Source organism: Massilia norwichensis (assembly GCF_024753245.1).
GTDB classification, from domain to species: domain Bacteria; phylum Pseudomonadota; class Gammaproteobacteria; order Burkholderiales; family Burkholderiaceae_D; genus Telluria; species Telluria norwichensis.
The window spans coordinates 163,382-179,003 of the sequence record NZ_JANUGX010000009.1; the positions used below are offsets into that span (position 1 = coordinate 163,382).

Annotated in this window: 14 protein-coding genes; 6 read left to right on the forward strand and 8 right to left on the reverse strand. The window is 65.6% G+C overall.

The genetic code is table 11. The annotated features are described in order from the left end of the window. Window positions 1-297 precede the first annotated feature (297 nt). Complete coding sequence (locus NX782_RS10115; protein ID WP_258845321.1) at window positions 298-633, forward strand: helix-turn-helix domain-containing protein; 336 nt, start codon at window positions 298-300, stop codon at window positions 631-633. Continuing rightward, on the forward strand, window positions 617-1,867 hold the full coding sequence (locus NX782_RS10120) for a type II toxin-antitoxin system HipA family toxin (RefSeq protein ID WP_258845322.1): 1,251 nt from the start codon (window positions 617-619) through the stop codon (window positions 1,865-1,867). Before NX782_RS10115 ends, NX782_RS10120 begins: the two co-directional genes overlap by 17 nt. Here NX782_RS10120 and NX782_RS10125 read toward each other — a convergent pair. Further along, window positions 1,864-2,865, reverse strand: coding sequence for an aldo/keto reductase (locus NX782_RS10125; RefSeq protein WP_258845323.1), 1,002 nt, complete (start codon window positions 2,863-2,865; stop codon window positions 1,864-1,866). The genes NX782_RS10120 and NX782_RS10125 overlap by 4 nt on opposite strands. A gap of 134 nt (window positions 2,866-2,999) precedes the next feature. On the opposite strand from NX782_RS10125, the gene NX782_RS10130 reads away from it, so the two are divergent. Continuing rightward, window positions 3,000-4,529, forward strand: coding sequence for an MBOAT family O-acyltransferase (locus NX782_RS10130; RefSeq protein ID WP_258845324.1), 1,530 nt, complete (start codon window positions 3,000-3,002; stop codon window positions 4,527-4,529). A gap of 4 nt (window positions 4,530-4,533) precedes the next feature. Further along, window positions 4,534-5,562: an alginate O-acetyltransferase AlgX-related protein gene (locus NX782_RS10135; RefSeq protein WP_258845325.1), complete on the forward strand. Its 1,029-nt coding sequence runs from the start codon at window positions 4,534-4,536 to the stop codon at window positions 5,560-5,562. A gap of 3 nt (window positions 5,563-5,565) precedes the next feature. On the opposite strand, the gene NX782_RS10140 is transcribed toward NX782_RS10135, so the two are convergent. The 5 genes from NX782_RS10140 to NX782_RS10160 all read right to left on the reverse strand — a co-directional run bounded on the left by NX782_RS10140 (window position 5,566) and on the right by NX782_RS10160 (window position 12,744). Continuing rightward, a complete protein-coding gene (locus tag NX782_RS10140; RefSeq protein ID WP_258845326.1) occupies window positions 5,566-8,463 on the reverse strand; it encodes an Hsp70 family protein in 2,898 nt (965 codons plus the stop codon). A 7-nt stretch (window positions 8,464-8,470) separates the two neighbouring features. Next, window positions 8,471-10,321, reverse strand: coding sequence for an Hsp70 family protein (locus NX782_RS10145; RefSeq protein ID WP_258845340.1), 1,851 nt, complete (start codon window positions 10,319-10,321; stop codon window positions 8,471-8,473). A gap of 8 nt (window positions 10,322-10,329) precedes the next feature. Next, window positions 10,330-10,926, reverse strand: a complete 597-nt coding sequence (locus NX782_RS10150; protein ID WP_258845327.1) for a DUF2760 domain-containing protein — start codon at window positions 10,924-10,926, stop codon at window positions 10,330-10,332. 75 nt (window positions 10,927-11,001) lie between these two features. Next, window positions 11,002-11,463 carry a type VII toxin-antitoxin system HepT family RNase toxin gene (gene hepT, locus NX782_RS10155; protein ID WP_258845328.1) on the reverse strand — a complete coding sequence of 154 codons (462 nt, stop codon included), beginning with the start codon at window positions 11,461-11,463 and terminating at the stop codon, window positions 11,002-11,004. A 30-nt stretch (window positions 11,464-11,493) separates the two neighbouring features. Beyond that, window positions 11,494-12,744 (reverse strand): putative Na+/H+ antiporter, encoded by a 1,251-nt coding sequence (locus tag NX782_RS10160; RefSeq protein WP_258845329.1) that lies wholly within the window; start codon window positions 12,742-12,744, stop codon window positions 11,494-11,496. A 164-nt stretch (window positions 12,745-12,908) separates the two neighbouring features. Here NX782_RS10160 and NX782_RS10165 point away from each other — a divergent pair, with 164 nt between their 5' ends. After that, a complete protein-coding gene (locus tag NX782_RS10165; RefSeq protein WP_258845330.1) occupies window positions 12,909-13,619 on the forward strand; it encodes a glutathione S-transferase family protein in 711 nt (236 codons plus the stop codon). A gap of 50 nt (window positions 13,620-13,669) precedes the next feature. Here NX782_RS10165 and NX782_RS10170 read toward each other — a convergent pair whose 3' ends face one another. Both NX782_RS10170 and NX782_RS26385 read right to left on the reverse strand, forming a co-directional pair. Further along, a complete protein-coding gene (locus NX782_RS10170; protein WP_258845331.1) occupies window positions 13,670-14,140 on the reverse strand; it encodes a hypothetical protein in 471 nt (156 codons plus the stop codon). A gap of 71 nt (window positions 14,141-14,211) precedes the next feature. Beyond that, window positions 14,212-14,862 carry a septal ring lytic transglycosylase RlpA family protein gene (locus NX782_RS26385; protein WP_308632899.1) on the reverse strand — a complete coding sequence of 217 codons (651 nt, stop codon included), beginning with the start codon at window positions 14,860-14,862 and terminating at the stop codon, window positions 14,212-14,214. Between the two features lie 201 nt (window positions 14,863-15,063). On the opposite strand from NX782_RS26385, the gene imuA reads away from it, so the two are divergent. Next, on the forward strand, window positions 15,064-15,622 hold a 559-nt coding region (imuA, locus tag NX782_RS10180; RefSeq protein ID WP_258845332.1), incomplete at its 3' end, for a translesion DNA synthesis-associated protein ImuA.

Genomic DNA, 15,622 nt, shown 5'->3' on the forward strand with positions numbered 1-15,622 from the left:
ATGCCGCAAAATTGGCCGGCTTGCCGGAGAGCGCTGCGATGTGCGCCCGGTGGCCGGCGCCACTCTCGCCGGCGTAGAGCGCGCATTCGCCGAACATGTTCTTGGATGTCAGGCGACTGCCAAGTGTGGCTGTTGCCAGGATGTGTTCGATGAAACTTGGTTCCTTGCTATATGGAAGAGCTTATAGATGCGATTTTATGTGGTTTAAAGTAGCATCTATGGGTCAACGAATATTTTAGAATGTTCATAGAAGATACTTTATAAACTATAATGAATCATCTATGAGCCTATACTGACATGCCAAAAAAGCTTTCCCGTACCGAAACCTGGCCAACTCTGGTGCAGGAGCGACTGAACATCTGGGGACAGAGCATCCGCACGCAGCGTCTGCGCCAGCGTATCACGATTGACGATCTGTCCACCCGTCTGGGCATTTCTCGCACCACGTTGCTGCGGCTTGAAAAAGGCGATCCAGGTGCAGGCGCTGGCGCCTATGTGACCGCATTCCTGGTGCTTGGTATCGTCGATCAGGCCATTCCTGTCTTGCCCGTCGGGCTGTGGCAGGGTGAGAAAGGCCGGCGCGTCAGATTGCGCCAGGAGGAACGGGGAGGGGACGATGGCGATTATTTCTAGGCCTTTGTTTGTCTATCTTCAGCGGCCGGACAGCGGAGACTGGGTCACGGTGGGCCGCTACAAAATGGACACGGCTGGCGAAGGCCATTTCATGTATGCGCCTTCCTACGTCGACGCAGGCTTGACCTGGGCTATCGACCCGGTCAACTTGCCGTTCTTGCCTGGCGCCGATGTCATTGCACCGCGCTACCAGGGACTGCATGATGTGCTGCGGGATGCTTGTCCAGACGCATGGGGTCAGGCTTTGCTGCGCCGGGAACACAACCTGCCGGCAGATGCGCCGCCACTGCAATATCTGCTCAAATCCAGCAACCTCGACCGTTGGGGCGCGCTTGCTGTCGGAGCTGGTGCCAAGCCGCCGGAAGCGCAGGTGAATGCGCCCGGTCTGCCCCAATTGAATGAGGTCGTCGAAGAATTAACGGCGCTTGCTGAACGCCGCCCGCCGGTGCGTCCGAAAATCCGTGCCCGGCTGGTACAGACTGCCAGTGTGGGAGGTGCCCGGCCAAAGGCCACCGTGCGGGACGACAAGGGACAATTTTGGCTGGTCAAGCCTGAGATTGGCACAGATGCTGCCAATATTCCTTTACTCGAGCACGTCTGTCAGCATTGGGGCGCCGCAAGCGGCCTGAATTTTGCCGCGACAGTGTTTCACCCCGCGGCAGGAGGACGGAATGCAGTGCGTATCCTGCGCTTCGACCGTAGCGATCGTCGGCGTTATATGTGCGTCAGTGCCGCCTCCTTGCTGCAAGCCGAATATCCGGGCCTGCTGCAGACGGACCGCTGGAGCTATCCGCGCCTGGCCGAGGAACTTCGTTTGACAGGCGCGCCGGTGGAAGACCGCATCGAACTATTTGGACGTATGGTCTTCAATGCAGTATGTGGCAACGATGACGACCACGTGCGCAATCATGCAATCGTCTATCGCAGCGAAGAGCGGCGCTGGCGGCTGGCACCGGCCTTCGATGTGGTGCCGAATCCGGTCGAAACACCAGGGCGTCTTCACATGCAGCTGGCAACGGGACGGTTCGACATTTCCAGAGATACCGTGCTGGCCGACGCGCATCGCTTCGGATTCGATCACCGTGCAGAGGCCACCCGCTATCTCGACACCTTGTTGGAGCGCATCGCCGCCGCCTTCGATGGGGCGGCGGCTCCGCTCGACCATGAGTGGAAGCAGATGTTGTACGAACGCCTGATCCACAACCTCGCTGTTTTGCGAACGCAGTCGGATTAAGGCGCTGCCGCCTTGCGCGGCGGCAGCGGCGCCTCCTCAGGCACCAGCCCTTCGCTGCGCAGCTCTTCCCAGAACGCGGCGGGGATCTCGGTGTGCATCAGGGTGGCGTTGCGGCGCAGGTGCGCCGGGCTGCTGGCGCCGGGGATGGTGGCCGCCGCCACCGGATGCGCGAGGCCGAACTGCAGCGCGGCCGCGGCCAGGTCGACGTGGTGGCGGCTGGCCACCTGGCGCAGGCGCTCGCGTTGCGCGTGCTGCTCCGGCTTGGCAGGCTGGTAGTCGTAATGCTCGCCGCCGGCCAGGAAGCCGGAGTTGAAGGGGCCGCCCAGCACCACGTGGGCGCCGCGCTGAGCGCACAGCGGGAACAGTTCCTGGAGCGGGGTGGTTTCCATCAGCGTGTAGCGCCCCGCCAGCAGGAAGATGTCCGGGTCGGAATCGCGCAGCGCGCGCAGGCAGGGCTCGACCGTGTTCACGCCCAGGCCCCAGCCCTTGACGATCCCTTCTTCCCGCAGCTTGACCATGCCTTCGAAGGCGCCGCCCTTGCCGGCCGCGATCCGGTAGTAGTGCTCGAACTCGCTGCCGAACATGTCGGGCGAGAGGTCGTGCACGTAGACGATGTCGATGTAGCCGAGCGCCAGGCGCTGCAGGCTGTCCTCGACCGAGCGGCGCACGCCGTCCGCGGTGTAGTCGATCACGCGCTTGAAGGGCAGGGCGCCGACGAAGGGCGCTTCGATCTCGCCCGGCAGGTGCGGCGCCAGCAGGCGGCCGACCTTGGTCGACAGCGTGTACTCGTCGCGCGGACGACGGCGCAGGGCCTGGCCGAAGCGGTGCTCGGACAGGCCGGCGCCGTAGTGCGGCGCGGTGTCGAAGTAGCGGATGCCGGCTTCCCAGGCAGCATCGACGGTGCCGATGGCCGCTTCGTCGCTGGTGCTGTGGTACATGTCGCCCAGCCCGGTGCCGCCCAGGCCCAGGCGCGTGATCGGTTGGTAGCGCTGGTTCACGGTGGATCCTTTCTCGTTCGTTGGTCGAGAAGCATGCTACACCGCGCAGCCGAGCCTCGGCGCCGGGCTGTGGCGCGGCCTGGAAGTACAATAGAATCGCGTAAGGCTCAGTTTGCTGGTCATGAAACATCCAGATGTCCCCTCGATTCGTCGAAAGCGGAACGGATAATCTTGAAACCGGAGGACGGAAATTGCTTTTCAATACCTTTGCATTTTTCCTTGTCTTCCTCCCCATTTCGCTGGCGGCCTACTTCCTGATCTCGCGCAGGAATCTACGGGCATCGATCGTATTCCTCCTTCTTGCGTCGACGGTTTTCTATAGTTACTGGGATTGGCATTATCTGCCCTTGCTGGTGCTGTCGATTGTCTGCAATTTTACGGTTGGCAAAAAAATTGTCGCCAACCGCCGATTGCAGCTGGCATCCGGCGCGCGCGCCTGGCTCATCGCAGGGCTGGTATTCAATCTTTCGCTACTGCTGTTCTTTAAATACGCGAATTTCATCGTCCTGAATGTCATGCATTTCTCCGGCGTGGAGTTTGCATGGAAGAACGTTGAGCTGCCAATCGGCATCTCATTCTTTACCTTCACCCAGATCGCCTATCTGGTCGATTGTTTTCAAGGGAAGGTGGACGAGACGCGGCCGGAAAGCTACGGCTTGTTCGTGACGTATTTTCCGCATTTGATCGCGGGGCCGATCCTGCACCACAAGGAGATGATTCCGCAATTCGATGCGCCGCAAACGCATCTCTTCAGCAAGGGGCGGCTCACGGTCGGCATGGCGTTTTTCACGATCGGCCTGTTCAAGAAAGTCGTCATTGCCGATGGCGTGGCCAGATTCGTCGCGCCGGTATTCGACCTGCATCATGCGGAGCTGACCCAGCTTGAAGCCTGGGCTGGCGCTTTGTCTTACACCTTCCAGCTTTATTTCGATTTTTCCGCCTACTCCGACATGGCTTACGGCTTGTCTTACATGTTCGGAATTATTCTTCCCATTAACTTCTTCTCGCCCTACAAAGCGTCTTCCATCATCGACTTCTGGCGGCGCTGGCATATCACGCTGTCGACCTTCCTGCGCGACTATCTCTATATTCCGCTGGGCGGCAATCGCAAGGGGAGATTCCAGCGTTACCTGAATCTGCTGATCACGATGCTGCTGGGCGGACTATGGCATGGGGCGAACTGGACCTTTATCGTATGGGGCGGCCTGCATGGCTGCTATCTGATGCTGAACCATGCGTTGCGCCATCTCCTCGGGGAGCGGGGCGGCCTGCTCCGCACGGTGCTCGGCTTGCTGGCCACCTGGCTGGCGGTCGTCGTGGCCTGGGTGGTGTTCCGTGCCAATTCGCTCGAGATAGCACTCAATGTGCTGGAGGCCATGTGGCATGGTACGGCCGCCGACAGCGCAAGCCAGGCCATGCTCGGCAGCGATCGCATCATGCCGATGCAGGCATGCTGGCTGTGGGTGGCTGGCTGCGCCGCCATCGCCCTGTTGCTGCCGAACGCCTATCAGATGCTCGGGCGCGGTGCGCTGCCCGATCTGGAACGCCGATGCAGTGGTCCCCGCGGCGGCATGCTGTTTGGCGCGCTGCTGGGGCTGGCCTTGTTCCTGTTGGCGATCACTGAAACCCGGGGTGTCTCCGAATTCCTCTACTTTAATTTTTGATGCCATGAGATTTCTGCTCTACGCTGCGATCGGCCTGGGCATCGCCCTGCTCGGGATCGGGGCCGCCCTGCATTTCCTGCCGGTGAATTCGGGCATCCGCATGGAAAACACCAATGCGGAAACGCCATATGCCCGTTACCTGGCGCGACAACCCTACCTGTACTCGGCCGGTTGGGGAATGGAGAACGCCCGGCATGGCATCACCAACCGGCAGGGCTTCAGCAATTCCCGGGATTTCACGGACGATGCCAATGCCCTCGTCATCGGCGACAGCTTCATCGAAAGCTTCATGAACGATTACCCGGATACGGTGCAGGGCCAACTCGACGCCGCTCTCGGCAAGGTCTATGCGCCGGCCGCTTCGGGAAACGGCCTGGCGGATGCATTGCAGATTGCACGCCATTTTCTTCCGACGACGCACGCAAAAGTCGTCGTGATTTTTGTGGAGCCTTCCGATCTGGTGGGCATCGATGGGCCGGCCACCGGCGGACATAATGCCTTCGTCATCGAGGGGAATACGGTGAGCGTGCGCCATACGCCTTATGTCGAATCGCGGGCCAAAGAGACGGTCCTGAAGTCCGCCTTGCTGAGGTATGCCTATTACAACCTGAAATTCCCGCAGTGGTTCCAGATGCGAAACGCGCCAATGCCGGATGCCAGCACTGGCGACACGGCGGCGCTGGCCGCGCACCGTGCCCGGCGCGAGCTGGCCCTGGGGTATTTGATGGAAGAGCTGGCGACGTTGCGGAAGCAGTACGGTACGCGCTTTGTGTTCCTGGTCGACGGCGACCGCGGCGCCATTTACGCGCCCGGCAAATACCCGCCCACCTGGCCGGGCGACGAACGCCAGGCTTTACTGCGGCATATCCGGAGCCGGGGTTTCGGGCTGGTCGACATGCAGCCGATCTTCGCGCAGCACTGGCGCGTGTACCGGGAAAGAATGGATTTCCTGCCGATGGATGGGCACTGGAACAAAGTGGGCCACCATCTTGCGGCCGAGGGCGTGCTCGCCGAACTCGCGCCGCGGAAATAGGCGTCAGCGCAGGAGTTTCAGGCCCGGCGGCAGCGCGTCGCCGAACATGCGCGTGGTGCTGGCCTGGTCCAGCTCGACCACCTCGCGCACCATCGCCGCCCAGCTGGCGGGTGCGCCGCTGGCGGCCAGCTTGTGCAGCACCTGCTGGCGCAAGGCGTCGCCGCTCATTTCGTTCCCAATATCGCGCGAGCGGTCGCCGGTCTTGCGCGCGATGTGGGCCGCGGCAAAGCCGGCCGGCTCGATGCGCCGCCAGTCCAGCTGCAGCAGGCTCTCCAGCCAGCGCTCGGCGGCTTCGATGGTCGCCACTTCATGTGCACTCGATTGCAGCGACTGGCGCGCGCCGACCCGGGCCAGCGCCCACAGATAGCGCGCATAGGTGGCGGCGGTCTTCGGATCGGGTTTGGGCATGGCGGGGATCGCCATGATTTGTCCCAGCATCCAGTCGCCGATTTCGACCTTGTAGGCGGAAGGGATGCGTTCGAGCGAGGCGCCCAGGCGCAGCATGTCGTCCTCGCTGCCGTCGACCAGGGTGACGGGACGCTTCGCACGGTCGGCGGGGTCGGCCTGCAGGTTGAAGGCGAAGTCGTCGAGCAGGCGCAGCTGCGACTCGGTCGAGAGGCCGCCGGCCACGCGGCGCCACAGAGTCCACCACTCGGCGCGTACCTGGCTGTCCTTGTGGTACTGGACGCCGGTCTCGAACAGGGCCCACAGCTGCTCGATGCGCCAGCCATCGAGCGGATCGCCGAAGCCGGGACGCAGGCACCAGCCGGCCAGGTTCAGCCACACGCGTTCGTGTTCGGCGGAGCGGCGGCGGCCTTTGGCGCGCTCCATCAGCGCGTCGAACAGGCGGCGCAGCAGCGGCGTGGTCCATTGCTCGCGCGCGCCGAGCAGGTGCTCGAGCGAGCCGCGCAGCTGGCGCACTTCGCGGCTTTCGACCTGCTGGTTGCGGCTGCCGAAGATGCGGTCGATGCGCTGCAGGGCGTCCGTCAGGCGCGGCGGCAGGGCGGCGTCGGCATCTTCGTCCTGTGTCTCGTCTTCCGCGCCGCGCAGTTGAAACTCCAGCTTCCAGCGCTGGCCGCTGCCGTCTTCGGCCACGCAATGCACTTCCAGCGTGCCGACCTCGGACAGCGAGGCCGCCAGCTGCACCGGCATCTCGGTTTTCTTTTCCGAGCCCGTGCCGGCCGTCTGTGCGCGCAGCACGGTGGCGATGGCCGGCAGGCGCACGACGTCCGCCGGGTCCAGGTCGATCAGTTGGCCGGGCAGCGGCGGCGCGCCTTGCGGATCGGCGGTCGTCGACACCAGGTGGAAGCGCACCGGCCTTCCCAGACGCAGGCCGAAGCTGCGCTCCAGCAGGCGCACCTCGACGCCGGGCTTTTCGCCGCGCGGCAGCAGACAGACCGTCTTGAGCATGCCGCCGCCGGGCGCATCGTCGAGCAGCAGGAAATAGCTGCGCGCCGAGCCGCTTTCGATGCCGGGTGCCAGGCCCTGGCGGGCCAGCGAATAGGCGACCGCGCCGCGCGCGACGGCAACGTCGGGGTCGCGGTTGTGCAGCACCCGGATCGGTTCTCCACGCCAGGCGGACAGGGTGTCGGCCAGGCGCGCGGCCAGGGCGGCGCCGCGGAACACGCCGCCGTTCAGCAGCAGCGTGTCCGGCACCGGCAGGCTGCCGTCGTCTTCGATGCCGAGCGCTTCGCGGGCGGCGCCGGCATGCTGGCGCAGGAAGTCGGCCAGGTGGCGCGTGATGGCCGGATCGCTGGCGTAGGGCAGGCCGAATTCGACGATGCCGGCGCGCGCGCGCTTCGCGCCTTCCTGGCTGGGGTTGAGCGGGAAGAAGCCGTCCAGCACGATCTGCCGAACGTCTTCGCGTGTGAGCGCGACGGTGCGGCTGGCGCCGATCAGGCGCGAGCCTGTGCCCAGCAGGGTCACGTTGACCTGCTCCGGCGCATCGGCGGCCAGCAGCTGCTCCTTGGCGGCGCGGCAACGCTCCGTCAGCTGGGCCAGGCGGGCTGCCGACAGGCGTGCCGGTGGCGCCTGTCCATCCTGCCCGCCGCCGTGGGCACCGTCTTGGGCACCGAGGCGCGCTTCGGCCAGGTGGGCCAGCGCCAGGTCCATGTTGTCGCCGCCGAGGATCAGGTGGTTGCCGACGCCGATGCGGGTGAGCCTGGGCTGGGCGTCTTCCAGCTCGACCTTGACCAGGCTGAAATCGGTGGTGCCGCCGCCGACGTCGGCCACCAGCACCAGGCGCGATGCCGCCAGCTCCCCGGCGAGCCGGTCGCGGTGGCGCTGCAGCCAGTCATACAGCGCGGCCTGCGGCTCTTCCAGCAGCCGCAAGGAGGGCAGGCCGGCCAGGCGTGCCGCTTCCAGCGTGAGGGCGCGCGCGCCTTCGTCGAAGGAAGCGGGCACGGTCAGGACCAGGTCCTGGCGTTCCAGCGGCTGGCCCGGATGGCGCGCATTCCAGGCCGCGCGCAGATAGGCCAGGTAGCTGGCGCTGGCCGCCAGCGGCGAGATCTTCGGCACCTCGTCCGGCGCGCCCCAGGGCAGGATGGGGGCGGTACGGTCGACGCCGTGGTGGGACAGCCAGCTCTTGGCAGATGCAACTAATCGACCAGGCGTGGCCGCACCCAGGAGGCGCGCAAGCCGGCCGACCACGGCATCCTGCACGCCGGTCGGGTCTTGCGTATGCCAGGGCAGTTGCAGCGCACCGGCCGCCAGTTCGCCCGGCGCCGGGTGGTAGCGGGCGGAAGGAAGGAGCGGCGCGGGCGCGACTTCACCCGGCGCCACCAACTGCTCGATGGCGAAGGTCTCGACCTCCTGCGAACCCGGCGCGGCATAGGCCAGCACCGTATTCGTGGTGCCGAGGTCGATGCCGACCAGCCAGGCCGGCGCTGCCGATGTGCCCACGCGCGTTTTACTGCTGCTGGTCGTTGGCGCGGACGTCGAACTCGACCTTCCAGCGCTGGCCTTCGCGCGAGACGGCGATCAACTCCAGCGTGCCCGCCTCGGTCGCCAGCGCGTGCAGCCTGACCTGGGCGACGTCGCCCGGGGTGCGGCCCTCGGCCGGCAGGGTGGCCTGGATCTCGTTCAGTTCCTGCAGCTCGTCCGGGCCCCAGAACTCCAGCACCTCGCCGATGCGGTCCTGGCGGCGCACGGTCGAACCGAAGAAGCGGAAGTGCACCGGCTCGCCCACCACCAGACCGAACTCCTGGCCCGGCAGTTCCAGCTCGCTGCCTTCTTCCATGCCGAAGGGCGCCACGCACAGGGCGGTGATCGGCGGCTCCATGCCCGGGATGGCCGGCATCGACGATTCCACACCGACGTAGTAGGAACGCGCCGTGCCGCCACGGATGCGCACGCCGCCGCCGCGCCGCGCATAGCCGTAATACGCCGCGCCGCGCGCCACCGCCAGGTCGAGGTCGGCGCCTTCCAGCATGCGCGCCGGTTCCGCGCCTTCCATGTACAACCAGTCGTTGATGGTGTCCATCACGCGCTTGGCCAGGATGTCGGACTTGAACACGCCGCCGTTGAACAGCACCGCGGTCGGGTGCAGGAAGGTGTGCTCGGGATTGACCTGGCCGCTGAAGCCTTGCAGCTCCGCGGTGGCGCCGGCCTGGCGGCCCAGGAAGGCGGCCAGGTGGCGGGTGACCGCGGCGTCCTGGGCGTAGGGCAGGCCGATCTGGGTCAGGCCGGCGCGCGCGCGGGTGGCCGGGCGGGCGTTGGCTTCCACGCGCGGGAAGAAGCCGTCGGTGATGAAGGCCGTGACTTCGTCGCGCGTCAGCTCGGTGCGGATCGAACCGCCGATCAGCTTCGAGCCGCGGCTCGGCACCACGATCGGCCAGGTGGTGGCGTTCGCATCGGCCAGCAGGTGCTCCTTGGCGCCGCGGCAGGCGTAGGTGAGGGCGCGCATCTGCCAGGCGTCGAGCTGGGTGCCGTTGGCTTGCAGCTTGCGTGCGACCAGGTGCGCCAGGGCGAGATCCATGTTGTCGCCGCCGAGCAGGATATGGTCGCCGACCGCCACGCGGTGCGGTTCCAGGTTGCCGTCGCGTTCGAGGATGGCGATCAGCGAGAAGTCGCTGGTGCCGCCGCCGACGTCGACCACCAGCACGATGTCGCCGGCCTTGACCTGCTTGCGCCAGCGGCCGCCGCTGCCTTCGATCCAGCTGTACAGGGCCGCCTGCGGCTCTTCCAGCAGGGTCGGGCTGCCGTAGCCGGCGTTACGCGCGGCTTCGGCGGTCAGTTCGCGCGCGCCCGGATCGAAGGACGCGGGTATGGTCACGGTGACGGCCTGCTGGTCGAACGGTGCCTCCGGATGCGCGGCGTTCCAGGCATTGCGGATGTGTTCGAGATAGCGGGTCGATGCGCTCAGCGGCGAGACGCGTTCGACTTCTTCCGGTGCGTCGGTCGGCAGGATCGCCGCGCGGCGGTCCACGCCCGGGTGCGACAGCCAGCTCTTGGCCGAGGAGACCAGGCGGATCGGGGTGGCGGCGCCGCGTGAACGCGCCATTTCGCCAACCACGGGCGCGGCCTGGCCATTGGTCCAGGGCAGGGCCAGCTCGCCGGCCGCCAGTTCGTCCGGGTGCGGGATGTACATGAAGGACGGCAGCAGCGGCAGCGCCTCGACGGTGCCGGGGCCGCTCAGCTGCGGGATCGGCAGTACGCCCTGGTCGGCCTTTTCGCCGTCGCTGGCCTGCAGATCGACATACGACAGCGCGCTGTGGGTGGTGCCGAGGTCGATGCCGATCGCGTAGCGTGCGGTTTCCATATTCGCGCTCACAGTTCCACCTCCGCCGGGGCGATGACGCTGGCGTCGTGCTTGTCGGCCAACTGCGGCAGGCTCACTTTCGATGCGCGCCAGCCGCGGTGGCTCAGGGTGCCGGTGAAGGGCGCCTTGCCGACCACGTTGCCGGTCAGGCGCACGCTGGCGGCGTCGAAGCCTTCCGGCAGGGTCACGCGCGCGCCTTCGAGCTCGCTGCGCACCGGTTCGATCGTGAAGTGCTCGCGCAGCACGCGCGCGCAGCCTTCGTGCACGACGCGCGCGGCGGCGCCGATGTCGGCATCGCTGTAGACGGTGATGTTTTCGTTGGCGAAGTCGATCAGGCGCGCTTCACGCTGCAGCAGCGACAGCAGCTGCAGGGCGGCGTCGGGCGTTGCCACGCGCAGCGGCGCCGGGGCCGGCGCAGGTGCGGGAGCCGGCGCGGGAGCCGGGGCAGGCGCCGGAGGCGCTACGGGCGCGGGTGCGGCGACAGGGCCGATCTGGTCATCGCGCACGCGCGCGGCGAATTCGGCATCGCCGGCGGTCTTGAAGAAGGCGCCGAAGGCGAGGGAAAGCCGGCTCCAGAAGGAGGGCAGGTTGGTCGGTTGGCTCATGTTCTTGTGTTGTCCGGTCCATGAAAGCGCGCATGATACCAGTTAGGCAAACATCGATGGCGCGATGCAGCGGCGTCAGATGGCGGGATCGCCCGCCGGCGCGGCATCGGCGGCCGGCGCCGGGCTCCCGGCGGCACGGGCCAGCAGCGCCCGCGCATACGCGTCGAAATCGTCGAGCCCGCGCTTGATGATGGTGACCAGGGCCGGGAGCGGCGCGGCCTGGTAATCCCATTCGGCGCGGCAGAACTCGCCGGTGCGCTTGAGGTCCTCGCCCAGGGCGGGGTCCAGCCAGCCGTTTTCCGCGAGCAGCGAGATCACTTCGCGTTCGTCGTGCGCCGGGCCCATGCCGGCCTGGGCCAGCACGTAATCGCCCATTTCCACCGCCGCTTCCCAGGCGCGGATCACGTTCAGCGTGGCCGCGTCCTGGCGCGTGATGTCGCCGACGAAGGTGGTCGGGTCCTTCTCGTACTCGTCGCGGGCACGCTTGATGCAGCGCTCGATGGTGCCCGTCTTGCTGACCAGCAGATCCTTGTCCATCGCGGTTTCCTTGTCGTGTGGGTCTTTACGTTACAACAGGAACATGATGGCCGCCGCACAGGTGGGTCCGAGCGCCCCCAGCAGCAGCCAGACGGCGCCGATCGACTCGTCGGCGAAGCCGTGGCGCAGCAGGGCCGCGCCGGCCGGGTTCGGGGCGTTGGCGATCACGGTCAGGCCGCCGCCGCCCACCGCGCCGGCCATCAGCATGTATTTCTCGTGCTCGGACAGGCCGGTGATCAGCGAGCCGAGGTAGGTCAGGGCGGCGTTGTCCGTCACCGCCGTCAGGCCGAGGGCGCCGAAGAACAGGGCGGTCGGGCCGAGGCTGGAGACGATCGGCTGCAGCCACCACTGCTGCAGGCCGCCCAGCACCACCAGCCCGGCCAGGAAGAAGCCGACCAGCAGGCCCTCCTTCAGGATCAGCGGCGACTGGTAGCGGTCGTAGGCCTGGGTAAAGCCGAGGAACAGCAGGAACAGGCCGAGGAACAGCACCGGATGGTGGGCCAGCAGCACCACCGCGGCCAGGAAGGCCAGGTGGATCAGGACCACCAGCGGCGGCACCGGCGCCGTTTCGCCCTCGACGGACGCGTCGAGCTGGCGCAGGTGCGAGCGCAGCAGGAAGACGATGACGGTGGCGTTGAACAGCACCGCGATCAGGGCGCGCCAGCCGAAATGCAGCAGCATGTAGGCGCTGTCCCAGCCCCAGGTCCCGGCCACCATCAGCACCGGCGGCGCGGCATAGGAGGTCAGGGTGCCGCCGATCGAGACGTTCACGAACAGTACGCCCAGCGCACCGTACTTGAGCCATTCGGGCATGCCCTGGCGGAACACGGTCGGCGCCAGCATCAGCGCGGCCAGCGTCATCGCGGCCGGTTCGGTGATCAGGGAGCCGGCCAGCGGTACCAGGGCCAGCGCCAGCCAGGCCTGCGCCACTTCGGAGCGGACCGGGGCCAGGCGCGCGATGACGCGCAGCAGCCCGCGCGCCGCTTCCAGTACGGGACGCGAGGCGGCCACCACCATCACCACGAACACGAACAGCGGCTCGGTGTAGTGGCGCGACTCGGCATAGTCGACCGCCGCCGCGCCGCCCTCGACCAGGGCCATGAAGATCATCAGCACGAAGGCCCAGAAGCCGAACACGACTTCGACCTCGCCCAGCAGGTGGAACAGGCCGGCGTGACGCGGATGGCGGTGCGCCAGCACTTCGAACATGTGGGTGGAGAAGGTGTGAAGCAGGGCCAGGACGAACAGGACCAGGCCGATGGTTTGCATGGTCGTGGTCATGGGCGGATTCCAGTGCAGGGGACGGTGTAGGACATTGTTTCGATCGAAAATGCGATAACGTCATGATAGCGCAGCGGACCGGCTGAGGCCGCCAGGGCGATCGCGCGTCATATGGCCGCGTCCTTTGCTAGCATGGTCTGCCGACCAGCGAAGGAGATGAAGCCATGAGCGACGTGAACAGTTTTCCGGTGACACGGAAGTGGCCTGCGCAGCATCCGGATCGTCTGCAGTTGTATTCGATGCCGACACCGAACGGCGTCAAGGCGGCCATCATGCTCGAAGAGACCGGCCTGCCTTACGAAGTGCACCGCGTCGCCTTCGAAAAGCAGGAGCAGACGTCGGCCGAGTACCTGTCGCTGAACCCGAACAACAAGATCCCGGCGATCATCGATCCCAACGGGCCCGGCGGACAGCCGCTGCCGCTGTGGGAGTCGGGCGCCATCCTGCTGTACCTGGCCGAAAAGACCGGCCAGCTGATCCCGCCGGAGCCCGCGGGCCGCTACGAGACGATCCAGTGGGTGATGTTCCAGAACGGCGGCATCGGGCCGATGTTCGGCCAACTGGGCTTCTTCCTGAAATTTGCCGGCAAGGACTGGGAAGACAAGCGGCCGCGCGACCGCTTCGCGGAAGAAGCGCGGCGCCTGCTGGGCGTGCTGGACCAGCGCCTCGAAGGGCGGGAATGGATCATGGGCGAGCGCTACACGATTGCCGACATCATGACTTTCCCCTGGGTGAACGGGCTGCAGGCCATCGAGGGCGCCCGTGAGCTGGTCGGCTTCGACAGGTTTCGGAACGTGGACCGGGTTCTGCGGGCTTTCCTGCAACGTCCCGCGGTGGCCAAGGGCTTGAAGATTCCGGCGGCACCGCCGGCCTGAAGGTTTACGCGTAAAACGAGGACGATCTGCAACGCCGGTCCGGCCGCCGCCTACGACCAGTCCTCATGACGCCAAGCACTGACGATTCGTTCGACCAGCAAGGTATCGTTGATGATTGCACGCGGCGGCAATGCGTTCATCCCCGGCTGGAGCTCTCCGATCTTCCATTCCTTTTCTCCATCCCACAACCACCACGGTCCCCACATACCGTCTTGCCCTTTTACCGACGCTCGAAACGTTGGAAACATCCTTAGAGATGCCGAAATCGCTTCATTCGCTACGATTTGTACGATCCCTTTGCTGCAAGCCGAGCCCAGCGGGAAAAATGTGCTGAACTGGGGTTCGGCGAGGCCGAGTGCAGCAAAGTTTTCGGGTCTGGAAGGATAGAGTCCGGGCATTACGCGTAGTAGCGCGCCATATGCGGGATGCATATGCGTGTACTGGGCGTAGGCCAGACCCCGAGGGGTACGAATTTCGATGACGTCACCGATCTGTGGGCGCTTTCGCGAAACTGGGGGCATCGATGGCCTCGTCGTTGCTCTTCTTCACTGACCAGCGGACTCGTCAGTGCGACTCAAAATGTACAGCGGCTTTACGGCAGGATGACGTCGATCTCGACCAGCGCCCTGCCTTTCGCCGCATAGCCGAGCTTGGCTGCGGCCACGTACGATAGATCGATGATCCTGTCCGAGTGGAACGGGCCGCGGTCGTTGACGCGAACGACCAGCGTTTGACCGTTCTCGAGGTTGGTAACCCTGACATAAGAGGGGATCGGGAGGGTCGGATGCGCAGCCGTGAGCTTCATCACGTCGTAGGGTTCCCCACTTGCCGTCGGCAATCCGTGGTAACGGGTTCCGTACCAGCTTGCCACGCCACGCGCATGGTAGGGCGTTAACCTGGTCATCGGCCGGTAGCTATTTCCCATAGCAACATAAGGCTTGAGCGTACCGGAGACAAACCGCTCTGCCCTGGGTACCGGCTCCTTGACTGCATCGATCTGCGCCTGGGTTATGCCTTTGGGCGGACCATCGTTGAGGTAATAGCGCCCACCAGCTTTCGTTGTCTGAACTTTTGGTGTCGAACAGGCTGCAAGAGACAGTGCCAGCGCAGCCATTAGCGCTGGTCTCGACCAGATACGTAAAATGCTTCTCATCGTTGCTTCCCACGGGTTTTTCATCGGCCCGACGCTCCGCAGACTTGCCACCATGTCGGGTGACTTGCCTCGGCAGCCGTCGGCAAACATTGCAAGGCTCAAGGCCGAGTTTGTGGATCATACATGTTGAACGGCAGAAAAGAAAAATCGTTCTGTCGCAATTTTGGAGCAGCGAAGGTCCGGATTGACACGCTACTCAGAACAGGCCTTGATTCATTACAAAAGATAAAACTTGCCAAAACCTGATGAGAATAGTACTGTATAAACATACAGTATTTCTTCGCATCACTTATGATCAACTGCTCAGATTCCACTCCAGCAGCGCCGGAATCCTTGCATCCGTCGCTCTGGCGCGCCTCGCAGCTGGCGCGTTCTGCCACCCGCTGCGTCGACACCGGCCATGCGGCGCTGTCGGCGCAATTGCCCGGCGGCGGCTGGCCGACCGGCGCCCTGGTCGACCTGCTGCTGCAGCAGCCCGGCATCGGCGAGATGCGCCTGCTGCGTCCCGCGCTGGCGGAAGTGGCGGCACGCCGCATCGTGCTGCTGCAGCCGCCCCATCCGCCGCAGGCGCTGGCCATGGCCGCGCTGGGCGTGCCGCCCTCGCAACTGATCTGGCTGCGCGCCGAGCGCACGGCGGATGCGCTGTGGGCGGCCGAACAGGTGCTGCGCAGCGGCAGTTGCGGCGCCATCCTGTTCTGGCAGAACCAGGTGCGCAGCGACAGCCTGCGCCGCCTGCACCTGGCCGCACAGGGCGGCGAGACCCTGTTCTTCATGATGCGGCCGCTGGCGGCCGGGCAGGATGCCTCGCCCGCGCCGCTGCGCCTGGCGCTGCGGCCCCAGGCTGGCGGCC

Excerpts from the sequence above, each read along its gene's own strand:
- NX782_RS10150 (WP_258845327.1), bottom strand. The coding sequence starts at position 10,926 with ATGAGCCAACCGACCAACCTGCCCTCCTTCTGGAGCCGGCTTTCCCTC.
- NX782_RS10170 (WP_258845331.1), bottom strand. The coding sequence starts at position 14,140 with ATGCCCCCAGTTTCGCGAAAGCGCCCACAGATCGGTGACGTCATCGAA.
- NX782_RS10165 (WP_258845330.1), top strand. The coding sequence starts at position 12,909 with ATGAGCGACGTGAACAGTTTTCCGGTGACACGGAAGTGGCCTGCGCAG.
- NX782_RS10120 (WP_258845322.1), top strand. The coding sequence starts at position 617 with ATGGCGATTATTTCTAGGCCTTTGTTTGTCTATCTTCAGCGGCCGGAC.
- NX782_RS10130 (WP_258845324.1), top strand. The coding sequence starts at position 3,000 with ATGTCCCCTCGATTCGTCGAAAGCGGAACGGATAATCTTGAAACCGGA.
- hepT (WP_258845328.1), bottom strand. The coding sequence starts at position 11,463 with ATGGACAAGGATCTGCTGGTCAGCAAGACGGGCACCATCGAGCGCTGC.
- NX782_RS10145 (WP_258845340.1), bottom strand. The coding sequence starts at position 10,321 with ATGGAAACCGCACGCTACGCGATCGGCATCGACCTCGGCACCACCCAC.
- NX782_RS10160 (WP_258845329.1), bottom strand. The coding sequence starts at position 12,744 with ATGACCACGACCATGCAAACCATCGGCCTGGTCCTGTTCGTCCTGGCC.
- NX782_RS26385 (WP_308632899.1), bottom strand. The coding sequence starts at position 14,862 with ATGTTTGCCGACGGCTGCCGAGGCAAGTCACCCGACATGGTGGCAAGT.
- NX782_RS10135 (WP_258845325.1), top strand. The coding sequence starts at position 4,534 with ATGAGATTTCTGCTCTACGCTGCGATCGGCCTGGGCATCGCCCTGCTC.
- NX782_RS10115 (WP_258845321.1), top strand. The coding sequence starts at position 298 with ATGCCAAAAAAGCTTTCCCGTACCGAAACCTGGCCAACTCTGGTGCAG.